The organism is Nostoc sp. (assembly GCF_036917675.1).
Classification (GTDB): Bacteria; Cyanobacteriota; Cyanobacteriia; order Cyanobacteriales; family Nostocaceae; genus Nostoc.
This window is the reverse complement of record NZ_JBALCT010000001.1, coordinates 1-14,168: the sequence shown is the minus strand read 5'-3', so window position 1 is coordinate 14,168 and position 14,168 is coordinate 1. Positions and strand designations below refer to the sequence as shown.

13 protein-coding genes are annotated in these 14,168 nt (G+C 41.9%); 7 read left to right on the top strand and 6 right to left on the bottom strand.

Annotated elements, in window-relative coordinates:
* Positions 1-175 precede the first annotated feature (175 nt).
* The 5 genes from V7K31_RS00065 (at position 176) to V7K31_RS00045 (ending at position 5,276) form a co-directional block, all read left to right on the top strand.
* Positions 176-910 (top strand): HAD family hydrolase, encoded by a 735-nt coding sequence (locus V7K31_RS00065; protein ID WP_335091854.1) that lies wholly within the window; start codon positions 176-178, stop codon positions 908-910.
* Between the two features lie 1,241 nt (positions 911-2,151).
* On the top strand, positions 2,152-2,790 hold the full coding sequence (locus V7K31_RS00060) for a DUF4360 domain-containing protein (protein ID WP_335091853.1): 639 nt from the start codon (positions 2,152-2,154) through the stop codon (positions 2,788-2,790).
* Between the two features lie 129 nt (positions 2,791-2,919).
* Positions 2,920-3,555 carry a DUF4360 domain-containing protein gene (locus V7K31_RS00055; RefSeq protein WP_335091851.1) on the top strand — a complete coding sequence of 212 codons (636 nt, stop codon included), beginning with the start codon at positions 2,920-2,922 and terminating at the stop codon, positions 3,553-3,555.
* Between the two features lie 296 nt (positions 3,556-3,851).
* A complete protein-coding gene (locus V7K31_RS00050) occupies positions 3,852-4,490 on the top strand; it encodes a DUF4360 domain-containing protein (protein WP_335091849.1) in 639 nt (212 codons plus the stop codon).
* 174 nt (positions 4,491-4,664) lie between these two features.
* Positions 4,665-5,276: a DUF4360 domain-containing protein gene (locus tag V7K31_RS00045; protein WP_335091847.1), complete on the top strand. Its 612-nt coding sequence runs from the start codon at positions 4,665-4,667 to the stop codon at positions 5,274-5,276.
* A 152-nt stretch (positions 5,277-5,428) separates the two neighbouring features.
* Here the strand turns inward: V7K31_RS00045 and V7K31_RS00040 are convergent, their stop codons facing one another.
* Together V7K31_RS00040 and yidD are read right to left on the bottom strand one after the other, a co-directional pair.
* A complete protein-coding gene (locus V7K31_RS00040; RefSeq protein WP_335091846.1) occupies positions 5,429-6,445 on the bottom strand; it encodes a sulfate/molybdate ABC transporter ATP-binding protein in 1,017 nt (338 codons plus the stop codon).
* A 94-nt stretch (positions 6,446-6,539) separates the two neighbouring features.
* Positions 6,540-7,052 carry a membrane protein insertion efficiency factor YidD gene (gene yidD, locus V7K31_RS00035; RefSeq protein WP_335091845.1) on the bottom strand — a complete coding sequence of 171 codons (513 nt, stop codon included), beginning with the start codon at positions 7,050-7,052 and terminating at the stop codon, positions 6,540-6,542.
* A 191-nt stretch (positions 7,053-7,243) separates the two neighbouring features.
* On the opposite strand from yidD, the gene chlP reads away from it, so the two are divergent.
* Positions 7,244-8,464 carry a geranylgeranyl reductase gene (gene chlP, locus V7K31_RS00030; RefSeq protein WP_335091844.1) on the top strand — a complete coding sequence of 407 codons (1,221 nt, stop codon included), beginning with the start codon at positions 7,244-7,246 and terminating at the stop codon, positions 8,462-8,464.
* Positions 8,465-8,950: 486 nt separating this feature from the next.
* Here the strand turns inward: chlP and V7K31_RS00025 are convergent, their stop codons facing one another.
* Positions 8,951-9,607: a DUF3386 domain-containing protein gene (locus tag V7K31_RS00025; protein ID WP_335091843.1), complete on the bottom strand. Its 657-nt coding sequence runs from the start codon at positions 9,605-9,607 to the stop codon at positions 8,951-8,953.
* A 101-nt stretch (positions 9,608-9,708) separates the two neighbouring features.
* Here V7K31_RS00025 and V7K31_RS00020 point away from each other — a divergent pair, with 101 nt between their 5' ends.
* Complete coding sequence (locus V7K31_RS00020; RefSeq protein WP_335091842.1) at positions 9,709-10,380, top strand: LuxR C-terminal-related transcriptional regulator; 672 nt, start codon at positions 9,709-9,711, stop codon at positions 10,378-10,380.
* Between the two features lie 726 nt (positions 10,381-11,106).
* On the opposite strand, the gene V7K31_RS00015 is transcribed toward V7K31_RS00020, so the two are convergent.
* The 3 genes from V7K31_RS00015 to V7K31_RS00005 all read right to left on the bottom strand — a co-directional run bounded on the left by V7K31_RS00015 (position 11,107) and on the right by V7K31_RS00005 (position 14,034).
* Positions 11,107-11,502 (bottom strand): hypothetical protein, encoded by a 396-nt coding sequence (locus V7K31_RS00015; RefSeq protein WP_335091841.1) that lies wholly within the window; start codon positions 11,500-11,502, stop codon positions 11,107-11,109.
* 469 nt (positions 11,503-11,971) lie between these two features.
* On the bottom strand, positions 11,972-12,409 hold the full coding sequence (locus V7K31_RS00010; RefSeq protein ID WP_335091840.1) for an RrF2 family transcriptional regulator: 438 nt from the start codon (positions 12,407-12,409) through the stop codon (positions 11,972-11,974).
* 275 nt (positions 12,410-12,684) lie between these two features.
* Positions 12,685-14,034, bottom strand: a complete 1,350-nt coding sequence (locus V7K31_RS00005; protein WP_335091839.1) for a PAS domain-containing sensor histidine kinase — start codon at positions 14,032-14,034, stop codon at positions 12,685-12,687.
* Positions 14,035-14,168: the final 134 nt, after the last annotated feature.

Below are 14,168 nucleotides of genomic sequence, written 5' to 3'. Positions count from 1 at the left end.
ATAAAGAGGGCAAAACCCCTCTTTTTTTATGTGGAGAATTGGGAACAGTTAGGAGTTCTACTAATTCTTTGTGAAACGGCACAAAATCAGGCTCGGTGAAACTTGGGGATTTTGCCCCTTGTTCCATACAACCTCACAGGTAATCGGTATAACTAAATAAGTTGGGTAAAATATTGTGGCAACCATTAAATGTAGAAATATCATTTTTGATAATATCCAGGCAATTTTATTTGACAAAAACGGTACTCTAGAAGATTCAGAAACGTATTTGCGATCGCTGGCACAAAAGGCAGCAAGATTAATAGATGCTCAAATCCCTGGAACTGGGGAACCCCTATTAATGGCATTTGGTGTCAATGGCAATCTTCTAGATCCCGCAGGTTTAATATCAGTAGCAAGCCGCCGCGAAACAGAAGTGGCAGCAGCAGCATATATAGCCGAAACTGGTAAGGGTTGGTTTGAGTCCTTAAAAATAGCCCGTCAAGCTTTGGATGAAGCAGAGAAATACATTGGACAAACTCCTTCATCACTGTTTGTGGGTAGCTTAGAAGTTTTGAAATCTCTGTGGGAAGGTGGATTAAAACTCGGTATCCTCTCAGCTGCGACAACTCAAGAAGTACATAAGTTTGTAACTAATCACCAATTAAGTGATTATATTCAGTTGGAAATGGGAGTAGATGATGGTCCAAGTAAACCAGATCCAGTTTTATTTTTGCAAGCTTGCCAAGCTTTGGGAGTCGAACCAGGCGCTACATTGATGGTGGGTGATTCAGTTGGTGATATGCAAATGGCGCGTGATGCTAAAGCCGCAGGTTGTATTGGTATCACTTGGGTGAGTAAGTCAGATAACGTCCGAGGTGCGGATGTGGTGATTAATCAACTTGATGAAATCCAGATTTTAGAGGATTAATTTATAAGAATAATTTAGAACTCAGGAGCGGACGAAAGTTTGTGTAGCCGCGTTCGTGTCAGCGTGCCGGAGGCTCTATTTTATTCGTCCTGGCTCTAAGTTGACACCAATGCATATTTGTGGACTACTACTAGAGCAAAATATCTTTCCAATATCATACTATTTGTGGTGTGTCAACTTAAAGATGCGAGGATATTAATTGCTCTCATAGTTGCTAAACAAGCCATTCCTGATTTAAGCATTGCAGTTTTGGAAATCTTACCACTGTTGAGAGGAACTTAGGTAAGAAGGAAAGTATTTATCAGCTACTGTTAAATAGTAGCTGGTTTAGGACTGAATCTACCCATAATATTTATTCTGGATAACGCCAAATTTCAGTTGTGGCAACTTGTTCAAGCATAGGCCAAAGAACTGGGTATAGAACTCTGTTACTTACGTTCATATTCACAATAAATAATTTAACTTCATATTCACCAAAATTTAACTTCATTGAAGGCTTTTTGTGCTTTATCAGAAATGAATGCTTAGATTCAAAGTACTATACTAACTTCTCGGATTTTAAGTTAGCGATGCCTAGGCTAATTGTATTTGCCACCGCTAACACTGATTAAAAGGAAAAGCTGGATACGTTGCTAGCTCTCAATTCCCATCTTTTAAAAAAGTCCAGGTTTTAGCCGTTTAGCGCTCTTTTATGTGTCTGAGAAGGGAAAAAATAAGATGCTGAACTTTAATATTTTTCAAAGCCTTGCTTGATCAGCAAAGCCAAAAATTCTTGTTTGGAACCAAGCACAGAGAAACAAGCTTTTAAATATTCTCTAATGAGAGGAATAAAAGAGTAATTAAATTAGATTATAACTCGACTCTTGTTTTAACTTTACAAAGAATGAGCAAATCTTCAGCTATTAGTTAATCTGTATAAACATTGACAAAACATATCTCTTTGGATAGATTCAATATATTTCTGAAGTTAGGTATTCTTTTTTCATAATCTTATTATGGCAATTCTCAAATAAATGAAATACGCTAATAAATTATTTAAGGGCTAGAAAAGAAATCCATTGTTTTTTACTATTTTCTGTCTCCCTTAACCAGAGCGTATTGCACAGAATTAAGAATTGGTATAAATCCCCAAAACCCAAAGATGCTGTTGGGTAAAATTCCTTTGTTTAAAAGTATCTTAGGGAATTTTAACTTGCAGCTAATGTAAACAGTAAATTACACATTTTCGCGGAGTCCTGAATATGAATATGAAAGTTTTAAGTGGTCTGATTTCCAGTTTGGCCTTACTGAGTTTAAATATTGTCGGTTTATCTCCGGCACAGGCTCAACCACAAGAATTGGAGTTTCAAAAAGTTCCAGTAACTCTTTTCGGAAATGGTTGCCCAGCCGGAACAGCAGAGGGAATTTTGAATGGCGATACTCTTTCAGTAACATTTTCAGAGTTTGAAGCTTTAGCTTCACCTCCTAAGGTTGTATCAAAATCCTGTAATCTACGGATCGGTCTTAATGTACCTTCTGGATTTAACCTTCAGCCGATTAACATCAAGTATCTTGGCTTTGCAGATGTGCCTCAAGGAGGCAGTGCTGACGTGAACGTTAAAGTACTCTTTCAAGGTCAAGTAGTTTCAACTATCAATAATCCAAACGCAACCTTTAAGCCTGGCTTCTCAGATGTTTGGAGCAAAGATGTAGGTATTGTATTAGGCACAATAAATGCATGTAAGAACCCAGTGAGTTCAATTTTTGGTATCAATTCAAATCTGACGGCAAGAGCTAAAGGTATACCTGCAAACCAAGAAACCCAAATCCGAATTGATACAATCGACACAGCAATCGGTCCTGTATTGTTCCAAATCAAGTTTGCTTTTAATCCTTGTTAGGTTTTTGAAATACAGAGTAAGTTTTGCATTTAATTTTTCACAAAAGTTGATCTTTCAAAAGGATACTACGGAATTTTAAGTTGCAGCTAATGTGCACAGCAGATTAGACATTTTTGCGGAGTGGTTAGTATGAAGGTTTTAAGTGGTGTTATTTCCAGTTTGACGCTGCTGAGTTTAAATGTTGTGGGTTTATCTCAGGTACAGGCTCAATCAGAACAAGGACTTGAGTTTCTAAACGTTCCAGTAACTTTTTTCGGAAATGGTTGCCCAGGGGGAACAGCACAGGGAATTTGGAATGGCGATACTGTTTCAGTAACATTTTCAGCATTTGAAGCTTTAGCTTCACCTCCTAAGACTGTATCAAAATCCTGTAATCTGCGGCTCGGTCTTAATGTACCTTCTGGATTTAACGTTCAGCCGATTAACGTCAAGTATATTGGCTTTGCAGATGTGCCTCAAGGAGGCAGTGCTAACCTGAACGTTAAAATATTATTTCAAGGTCAAATAGTACCAACTGATGATGATCCAAACGCAACGTTTGATTCTGGCTTCTCAGATGTTTGGAGCAAAGATGTAGGTATTACATTAGGCACAATAAATGCGTGTCAGAACCCAGTGAGTTCGGTTTTTGGTATCAATTCAATTCTGACGGCAAAAGCTAAAAATATATCTGCAAATCAAGAAACCCAAATCCGAATTGATACAATCGACACAACACTCGGTCCTGTATTGTTCCAAATCAAGTTTGCTTTTAATCCTTGTTAGGTTTTTGAAATGCCTAGTTAAGTTTTGCATTTAATTTTTCACAAGAGATGATCCCTCTAAAGCTGCTTTAGCAACTTATCGAAAGATTTCTTTCAATCGCTCTGAAGAAATCTTTGACTCTCTGTCTTCTTTAACTAGAGCGTATTGCACAGAATTAAGAATTGGTATAAAATCCCAAACCCCAAAGAGGCTATTAAGTAAAAGTTCTTTGTGTATAAGGGTACTACGGAATTTTAGCTTGCCGCTAATATGCACAGTAGATTTCACATTTTCGCGGAGTTCTTAGGAGTTCTTATATGAAAATTTCAAGTGTTCTAATTTCCAGTTTGACGTTACTGAGTTTAAATGTTGTGGGTTTATCTCAGGTACAGGCTCAAACACAACCACAACAATTGCAGTTTCAAAAATTTCCAGTAACTATTTTCGGACCTGGTTGCCCAGCGGGAACAGCAGAGGCAATTTTGAATGGCGATACTCTTTCAATAACATTTTCAAAGTTTGAAGCTTTAGCTTCACCTCCTAAGGTTGTATCAACATCCTGCAATCTGCGGATCGGTCTTGATGTACCTTCTGGGTTTAACCTTCAGCCGATTAACATCAAGTATCTTGGCTTTGCAGATGTGCCTCAAGGAGGCAGTGCTGACGTGAACGTTAAAGTACTCTTTCAAGGTCAAGAAGTTCCAACTATCAATGATCCAAACGCAACGTTTGGGCCTGGCTTCTCAAATGTTTGGAGCAAAGATGTAGGTATTGCATTAGGCACAATAAATGCATGTAAGAACCCAGTGAGTTCGATTTTTGGTATCAATTCAAATCTGACGGCAAGAGGTCGAGATATACCTGCAAATCAAGAAACCCAAATCCGAATTGATACAATCGACACAGCAATCGGTCCTGTATTGTTCCAAATCAAGTTTGCTTTTAATCCTTGTTAGATTTTTGAAATGCCTAGTTAAGTTTTGCATTTAATTTTTCACAAGAGATGATCCCTCTAAAGCTGCTTTAGCAACTTATCAAAAGATTTCTTCAAATCGCTCTGAAGAAATCTTTAACTCTCTGTCTTTAAGAATCGTATTGACAACAAAGCTGATAACCTCACCTTATTTGATATGAAAGTTTTAAGTGCTCTTGTTTCCAGTTTGACGCTACTGAGTTTAAATATTGTGGGTTTATCTCACGTAGAGGCTCAAGCACAGGGATTTCAGTTTCAAAGTGTTCCCTTAACTCTTTTCGGAAATGGCTGCCCCTCGGTAAATCCCCAAGCAAATTTGAAAGCAGATACTCTGTTTGTAACTTTACCTTCATTTGAGGCTGTAGCTGTATCTCCTAAGGTTGTATCCAAATCTTGCATTCTGAGAATTGGTCTTAATGTGCCTAAGGGGTACAAAGTTAAGCCCATTAACATCAAGTATGCTGGTTTTGCAAATGTGCCTAAGGGGGGCAGTGCTGACCTAAAAGTTACATTAGTGTTTCAAGGCAAAAATGTTCCAAATTCTAGTAATGATCCAAACGCAAACTTCCCGTCTGGCTTTTCAAATGGATGGGTAAAAAATGTAGCTATTACATCAGATGCAATAGACGCCTGTGCTAACCCAGTGAATTCGGTTTTCGGCATCAACACAAATTTGATAGCGCGTGCCAGAGATGCATCTGCGGGGCAGCAAACCAAAATTCTAATCGCTCAAGGCTATCAAATTAAGTTTACTTTTACTCGTTGTTAGTAGAGACAGATATAGCGGTGCATATAGAAAGTTTGGAGTTTGGACAAAAAAGACGTGTTCGCGGAGAATATCCGCGAACAATTTATTGACTATAAACCCAGAATATTTAGAGAAGTATGTAAATGCTTTAGAATTTCGGGCAATACTGCTAACTAAACTGAATAAGACAGTGGGAAAGACTTGGCATCTTTTGGCTTCACATACACTCGCTGTTTCGCTTCTAACTCTAAGTCATTAAAGCGATCGCGTGTTAAATGCGCCATCACCACTTGTCCATCATCGAAAGTTAATTCCACCTGAATTTCCCAACCCAAATGTACCAATCGGCTCACTGTTGCAGGTGTAGTGGCACCGTTGGCAACCTTTTCCAAAATCACATCTTGTGGGCGCAAAAACACTTGTGGGTGTGGCGCATCAAATCCGCTACTTTTAAAAATCTTCGAGGTGCTGGGTAATATGTTCACCGGACCGATGAAGCTCATCACAAATGCCGTGGCAGGATTATCGTAAATTTCTGATGGTGTTCCCACCTGTTCTACACGCCCTTTATTCATCACCACAACTTCATCGGAGACTTCCATTGCTTCCTCTTGGTCATGGGTGACGAAAACCGTGGTAACATGAACTTCATCATGGAGGCGGCGTAACCATGCGCGTAAGTCTTTGCGGACTTTAGCATCAAGTGCGCCAAAAGGTTCATCTAGCAGTAATACTTCCGGTTCTACTGCCAGTGCCCTTGCTAATGCTACTCGTTGTCTTTGGCCTCCAGAAAGTTGTGATGGATAGCGATCGCCTAATCCAGTCAACTGCACCAATTCTAGTAACTGGTCTACCCTTCCCTTAATCCTCTTTGGCTGTGCCTTACGAATTTCTAAGCCAAAGGCAATATTCTCTCTGACAGTCAAATGCTTGAATAGGGCATAGTGCTGAAATACAAACCCAATATTCCTCTGTTGCACGCTTTGGTATGTAGCGTCTTTACCAGTAAGCAGGATTTTGCCGCTATCTGGCATTTCTAAACCTGAAATTAACCGTAGGAGCGTAGATTTACCTGATCCAGATGGACCGAGCAACGCAACTAGCGCACCACTCTTAATTTCCAGGCTGACCTGATCAACTGCCTTGAAACTACCGAACTGTTTGGAGACGTTCTCAACTACTATGCCCACTGCCTCTGTACCTCTGCAACTAAATCTACAGATCCTTGGTAGGATTACTGTGTCTTACATATACCATACATCGTTATTTATAGATGAACAAGATTTAGCTACCGCAGCTGCCGCAGTCGAGGAAGCTACAATCAGCACCACTGCAATCTAGGGAACTACAATCAGCAGAACCACAATCAGGAGTCATGCTGGCACAATTGCAGCCCAAATCGGCACAATCAAAACAGTTAGTATTGTCGCTGCTAATAAATGAGGATTTTTGAGCAACTTTACGAGATGCTTGTTCTCGTTGCTGCGTATCTGCTTCCTCTTCCGTGGATTCTTCTGAGTTCTCGCTATGCGTAGACGCATAGCGGCTTGCCGCAAAGCATCGCAAAATTTGGTTAGCTTGCTTGCAAGCTTGAAATCGTTCACGGGAATTGACAAATGCTACTTTTAATCCTTCCTGAGCAACTACCCGCTTGATGTATTGAGAGCAAGATTCGCCGCTATATAGTATTCTGTGGGCACAAGCAAAACCTTTGTGTGGAGAAATGTGCTTTTGATATCCAGTAATTGCGGCAGCACTAACTTGTCTAGTAAAAGAATCCAACAAGGAAATCTGCATATTTTGGAACTGAGGACTGTGGACTAGGCAATATTCTTTATTCTTCCCAATACCCACTCCCTACTCCCCATTCGTATCGAAACATTAAGGAATATTGCATTTCAACAGAAACCTGAAGGTAAAGCGGCAAATCAACCGAAAGACCGTGGTAGTATGCTCTCGGTAAATGTGAAGATTTGGGAGAAAGACCTTTGACACTACGGGTTGCTGTTATTGGGTCAGGCCCTGCTGGTTCATCTGCCGCAGAAACGCTGGCAGCCTCTGGGATTGAAACCTACCTGTTTGAGCGGAAGCTAGACAATGCAAAGCCTTGTGGGGGTGCAATTCCCCTATGTATGGTAAGTGAGTTTGACCTACCACCAGAGATTATCGATCGCCGCGTACGGAAGATGAAAATGATTTCTCCTTCCAATCGTGAGGTTGATATCAATCTGGTAAATGCAGATGAATATATAGGAATGTGCCGTCGGGAAGTGCTAGATGGCTTTTTGCGCGATCGCGCGGCAAAAGTAGGCGCAAATTTAATTAATGCTACTGTTCATAAACTCGATATACCAGGAAACAATACTGACCCTTATACCATCCATTACATTGACCATACAGAAGGTATATCACAGGGTATTGCTAAAACCCTGAAGGTGGATCTAATTATTGGGGCGGATGGGGCTAATTCTCGCGTTGCTAAAGAAATGGACGCTGGGGATTACAATTATGCGATCGCCTTCCAAGAGCGGATTCGTTTACCCGAAGACAAAATGGCGTACTATAACGACCTCGCCGAAATGTATGTCGGTGATGACGTTTCTACCGATTTCTACGCTTGGGTTTTCCCCAAACATGACCACGTAGCTGTCGGCACTGGTACGATGCACATCAATAAAGCCAGCATCAAACAGTTACAAGCTGGTATCCGCGCCCGTGCTTCCGAAAAGTTGGCAGGCGGTAAAATCATCAAAGTCGAAGCCCACCCCATTCCTGAACATCCCCGTCCCCGTCGTGTTGTCGGTCGCATTGCTTTGGTGGGAGATGCTGCTGGTTACGTTACCAAGTCGTCTGGTGAAGGTATTTATTTTGCCGCTAAATCTGGGCGGATGTGTGCCGAAACCATTGTAGAAACATCTAATAGTGGTAGCCGTATTCCTACAGAAAATGACCTCAAGATTTATCTCAAACGTTGGGATAAAAGATACGGACTTACTTACAAGGTGCTGGACATTCTGCAAAGCGTGTTCTATCGTTCTGACGCTACCCGCGAGGCGTTTGTGGAAATGTGCGATGACCTCGATGTGCAGCGATTGACATTCGATAGCTATCTATATAAGACGGTTGTCCCAGCTAATCCGATTACCCAACTGAAAATTACTGCCAAAACCATTGGTAGCCTAATTCGGGGTAATGCCCTTGCACCTTAACTGAGTGTGAAATACTGGGACTTTCAACATGTCCCCCAGATTACCCATAATAAAAGAACCCCACCCCCAACCCCTCCCCGCAAGCGGGGAGGGGAGACAAAGCATAGCTTTGGATCTTTGGGGTTCTTCGGGTTTAATAAGCAATCAAGCGGACATGATATGACAAAAAATGACATAACCCCGTACCTAAAGGTACGGGGCTTCCAAGAATTACTTCAAGGTTTTCCTAGTTGCTCCCTTACGGGTTTTTGACTTTGACCTAGACCGAGATATCTCAGTACAAGAGCAAACCGTCTGCATAGGCGTTTTGGATTCCCGACTGTCCATCGGTACTAATTAGTATCTTAATATATTAGTGGCAAATGCAACACTCGTAAATATAAAGCATTGCGTGAAGCACGGGGTTTTAAACCCAATTCTCTGATAAAAGCGATCGCTCTATTCAACTAAAGAGCGATCGCTTTTATTTATAATCCAGAATACAGCTTAAGCTGCAACAGGTTGCAACAATTTGATATCAGAGAAGACAAATTCCTGAATCGATATTTGTCCTGCTGTCTCGGTGCGAATCTCCCGACGATTTAGGATAAAATAGTCACCAACTTTTTCATACTCATCGGTAAATTCACTTCTACCGCCCTTTTGTTCTCCAGTTTTGGGGTCATGGTACACAGAGTCATAGCTGTGAGACAAGTAGCCTTCTCCGGTGTCATGACTGCTGAAGGTGTCAATTGTCACAAACGTACCGTGGATTAGACGGTGAACATGGCATACTTCATTATTGCGGACTTTGTATTTATCGCCCTCAGCCTTACCACCCATTAAAAGCTCAACCGCACCACTTTTGTCAGTTTTACCATAGCTAAACGTATTGGCGCTGTGCGTGTCTTCAAAGCTGCGGCGGATACGGTGAATTGCTATCTCCCATGCTTGACCATGAATTGCCTGCTTGGCTGACTCGTCATCTACATCCAAAACTTCGGCTTTGAGATTGGCATTGATGATAACTTTGCCTGTAAACACTTGATCATCATGCTTAAAAGTAATATTTGCAGTATAACCGGGGAAATTCTTGTCCCAAGTATAGCGGTTCTCATAAGCACCCCGGAAAAGTTCCTGAGCAGAGAGTTGTGTAACTGTCATGTGCTTCTCCTAGTCGCTACGATAAATTAGCGTTTTAGTTTTCTTGGTATTAGCATAGAAGTAATTGTTGAGGCTTGGATAGTCCCCAACTGGGTACACTTATGACTAATTCTCTCCACGCCGTATTTCATGCGATCGCCAATGTCCGAAATGAGCAAGAATTAAGACTAGCTCTCACGGATAAAATTGGCGAACATTTTGGCGTGCAAAATTGGGGTATTTATTTCCTAAATGAGCAGCCAACCACTGATATTGATGTTCAGGGTATTCCGGCAGTATGCTTAGAAAGCAATCCAGTCGGGCGTTACGTGGTCGAGCGTCATGCTCCCGCCCATGAGCAATTATTATTATCACCAGGAGACTGGAAGCATTTTTGCTCACGTTCCGATCACGAACACGTAATGACTGGGCCAATTGTTTGCAATGGTCGTCTTGTCGGAACGTTTAACTTAGCTCGTGACAAGGGAAATCCGGCTTTTAATGGCAACGATTTAGCTGACTTGAGCGCCTTATGCATTCATTTGTCAGCAAAAATGGCGACTCTACGGACGAAACCAAAAATATCCAATTCACTGATCGTAAATCCTCTAACAGCGCGTGAGTTAGAAATTGCCGAATTGGTAGCACAGGGGTTAACCAACGCCGAAATTGGGGAAAAACTTTGGATTACGCAAAATTCCGTCAAACAAGCCTTGAAGAGGATGTTTCGGAAGTTGAAGGTTTCGGCGCGTGCGGAAATGGTGGCAAAGCTGCAAGATATACAAGTTTCATAATTGATAATTGCCAAAAGCTGGAAACGAGGTATTTTCGTTACTACCGAAGAGATCAATTCATGCGGTTAGCAACGACAAACAATCGCCTGACTCAATGCTAGTCATACACTCTGCCCCAAGATATTGAATGCGTGAAGTACAGCAATTTGTAGGGTAGCACAGTTCACTGTGCTACCCTACAAAAGACCTATATTTTATGCAACTGATAAACCCTATAATCTATCATCAGCAAGAGTAAGCGCGTTACCCAAGTATTAGAAGAGTTCGGTGATTAGACACCAGCGCCCCTATTGACACTCATTTATTGGCGAAAACTTATTAGTACTCGCTGGCAACTGAAGATTTTGACACTCTCAGCGTCTTTAGACGCTGAGATTCTTTAATCAATGAGCCGACTTGGCAATTGCAGGATTACTCCAACAAAAACAGAGGTCGATTCTCCTAAAGCGTTAATGACCGTATCCCTACCCTACTCGATTTTTGCATTTCATTTTTCACCAAATTTAGCTTTCCTAAACTGCAATACCGTTAGGCATGACTACGCACCCAACCAATTTAGTCAGGTTTTTACGTTGCTTAGTTATACTAAATTTTTTACACTGGTGATCATATCAGATATACCGCGACAAGTCAAGGAGTTTGGGGAACTATTGTCACGCGAGTCGCTGATATCTCAGCCATAAAGGGACTAAAGCTCTAAGCTTACCGGGTATTTCTGTAAGGTATTTAGGGTCGAACTTTGTTAGAGATATCTTTGGCTGTCTGTGCTGCACTGTCCCCTACATCACCAGCAGTTTTCTGAGCACCTTCTACGTACCCCGCCCCAAATTGTTTAAAGGCTTCTGCTGACTCTTTACCAATCTTCTGAAGTCGTTCACCAGGAGAACCTTCCGTTTGACGAGCTTCTTTATTCCACTCGCCTATTGTTTTTGGTCTTTGAGAATCATCTTGCTGTACCTGTTCGCGGACTCTCTCGCCTAATGCTTTGTCATTCTGACCATAAGTAACATTCGTCGTCAGCACTAGAAAACCAACTAGGACAACAGTCAAAAAACCTTTTATTTGAAGTCCTTTAAGCAGGGAACTGATGTAACCAATCTTCCTAGAAATCAAATTTATCATGCCAATTAGCTTGTTTTTTTGAGTACAAATAAAGATTAACTATAAAAAGGTAATTATCCTTCTAACAAAAGGCATATCTCAGTTATGAAAAAGAAAGAGCCTCCGGTACGCTGACGCGAACGCTACTACACAAAGCTTAGTCCACGGAGGTGGACTAATACAAAATGAAGAGTTTTTAACCCAGGTCGGTGGGTAAAGTCTCGTATAGCCAAGCCACTGCGGTCTTCTCCCTTTGGGAGAGGCTGGCGTCAAGGGGGTTTCCACGCCACTTGACGGCAGTTGCTTCAAGTCGGGAAACCCGCCCCGCCCAAGACACTGCCTCCTTTATGCAGGTGTTCCCGTCCACCGCAGTGGCTCCCCATGAGCAACTGGCGTGCGACTTCTAGTGGCCAAGGCTAGTAATAAATTAGACTTGTTCATTCAACCTCTCAGGCTGGGAATGCTCACCGTGAGGTTTCTGCTAATCCAGCTAAATGTAATACATCAGTTCCTTCTGTTTTCGGATTCCTCTTCGTTCACAAAGGTCTTGGAGTGTATATTTTTCCAAAACCGAGTTAGCAGCCTGACGTGCTTCCTGCCAGACTTCCTGAATTAACTCACCTTCTACCGTGTTGGGAGTCGGCTCAGAAGTAGATACAGCAATATCTGACCCTTCCATGCAGCTAAAAGCTTCAAATACTGTAATCTTCTGGGGATCTCGTGCCAGAACATAGCCACCTTTGGCTCCGCGTATACTCTTAATTAAACCTCCACGCCTTAATGTTGCTAGGAGTTGTTCCAAATAGCGGTTCGGAATGTCTTGCAATACCGCTATCTCTCGAATTTGCAGGGCTTCACCCTTAGGGTAGCAGCTTGCCAACTCTAACAGGGCTAGAAGTGCATATTCTGATTTGTTAGAGATTACCACAGGCGTAATATTTTAACTCACACTTAAAGTTAGAAAGTCTTTGAGTTCGTTTCCCTAAGCTACTGTTAAGAAAAACTTTGCAATCAACTTATTGTTGACCGATTAACCTTACTTTAAAGACCTTCTAGCATAAAAGCAATTATATTTTGTTTTTAATTCAATAAAGAAAAATGATTGATTATTTTCTACTTTATTGTTCTGACTTCTGAATTGTGACTTCTTCTTCAACTTTTGAATATCGAATTGGAGCGCAGCAAAATTTTTAGTGCAAGTTGCTATATATGCAAATTTATCGAAAATGGCAAAATGACTGTAAAGGTAGTTCCCGCGCCGATCGCACTTTCGACAATAATCTCACCGCCATGTAAATCTACAGCCTGCTTGACGATGGACATCCCCAATCCCATTCCTGGGATATTGCCTGCATTACTGGCGCGATGGAAGGGTTCAAAGATGTGTTCAATGTCAGAAGGGGGAATACCAATACCAGAGTCTTGAGTCTGGAATATAGCTTGATCGTTGCCAGTGGTGACACAAAACTTAACTGTGCTACCAACGGGAGAGTATTTTAGAGAATTCGAGAATAAATTACTTAAGATTTGCCGTAGTAGTTTAGCGTCTAAGTTAGCTGATGTACATTGGCACTCGCCGCTAAAAGCGATCGCATGTTGTGAGCGATCGCTCTGTTGTAATTCCTCTAAGAGATCGCGGCAAAATTCCACCAAATTCAGGGGTGTTGGATTCAACTCTAACTTGCCTGTTTCATCCTGACTCAGCACCAATACATCATTTAACAACTGAGTCATGTGCATCACTGATGTTTGAATGCGACGCAGGTGGGTATTTTGTCGTTCGTCGCTCCAGAGATGGCGATAATGTTCTAGAAGTTCGGCAGAAGAGTGGATGGTTGCCAAAGGGGTGCGAAACTCATGGGAGGTGATGGTGAGCAAGCGGGATTTAAGTTCGCTAAACTGCCTTTCTTTGGCCAGCGCTTGTCCCATAGCCTCTTCTGCATATTGCAGCTTGGCTTGGGTTCGCTTGCTTTCGCTAATGTCTCGGAATAGCCAGCGCAGACCGACTAACTTACTATATTGATTACGGATAGCAACCATCTTAACGGCAGCATTAATGGGCGTTCTGTTACGTGGTCGCAGGTTTACTTCCCACTCTTGGATTTTCCAGTCTGGGATTTCGGCATGATCGCGCAGATGAGTCAGTTTCAAATCAAAAGCGACCAGTTCTTTGTCAAGCACATAAATCTCCAGGAGTTCCCCCAAAAGGAAACTCTTGGAAATGTTTAGTAGGGTAGTGGCGGCAGAATTAGCTTCCTGAATTACCCCTTTGGTATCAGTTACTAAATAAGCGTCTGGTACTTCTTCAAACAGTTCTTGGTAGCGTTGACGTTGTGCCAGCAAATCCTGTTGAGTGTTGAATAATTCTTCATTCTGCTCCTGTAGGTCTTCATTAGCTATTTGCAGTTCTTCCAAAGCTAAGTGGATTTCTTGGAATACTGCGGTGAGGAGTTCAATATCTTTCTGTGCTTTTTGCTGCTCACTCTGGCGTTGCAAAAGGGCGACGCGCTTACGCATATTCTCTAACTGTAAGGCTAAATCGTCCACATTCACGCTCTTACTCCTAATTTTGATATCTAAAGTTGGGTTTTAGGTTGAGTCGATGGGGGATATTATTCCCCGCACCTCTCAGTTAGATCCGTGCATACGCATTTCTGTGTACACGGCTCCCGATGTTCTCAGTTTGC

Bases quoted from the DNA above. Each gene is read 5' to 3' on its own strand.
- V7K31_RS00060 (WP_335091853.1), top strand. From the start codon at position 2,152: ATGAATATGAAAGTTTTAAGTGGTCTGATTTCCAGTTTGGCCTTACTG.
- V7K31_RS00055 (WP_335091851.1), top strand. From the start codon at position 2,920: ATGAAGGTTTTAAGTGGTGTTATTTCCAGTTTGACGCTGCTGAGTTTA.
- V7K31_RS00050 (WP_335091849.1), top strand. From the start codon at position 3,852: ATGAAAATTTCAAGTGTTCTAATTTCCAGTTTGACGTTACTGAGTTTA.
- V7K31_RS00045 (WP_335091847.1), top strand. From the start codon at position 4,665: ATGAAAGTTTTAAGTGCTCTTGTTTCCAGTTTGACGCTACTGAGTTTA.
- yidD (WP_335091845.1), bottom strand. From the start codon at position 7,052: ATGCAGATTTCCTTGTTGGATTCTTTTACTAGACAAGTTAGTGCTGCC.
- V7K31_RS00025 (WP_335091843.1), bottom strand. From the start codon at position 9,607: ATGACAGTTACACAACTCTCTGCTCAGGAACTTTTCCGGGGTGCTTAT.
- V7K31_RS00020 (WP_335091842.1), top strand. From the start codon at position 9,709: ATGACTAATTCTCTCCACGCCGTATTTCATGCGATCGCCAATGTCCGA.
- V7K31_RS00015 (WP_335091841.1), bottom strand. From the start codon at position 11,502: ATGATAAATTTGATTTCTAGGAAGATTGGTTACATCAGTTCCCTGCTT.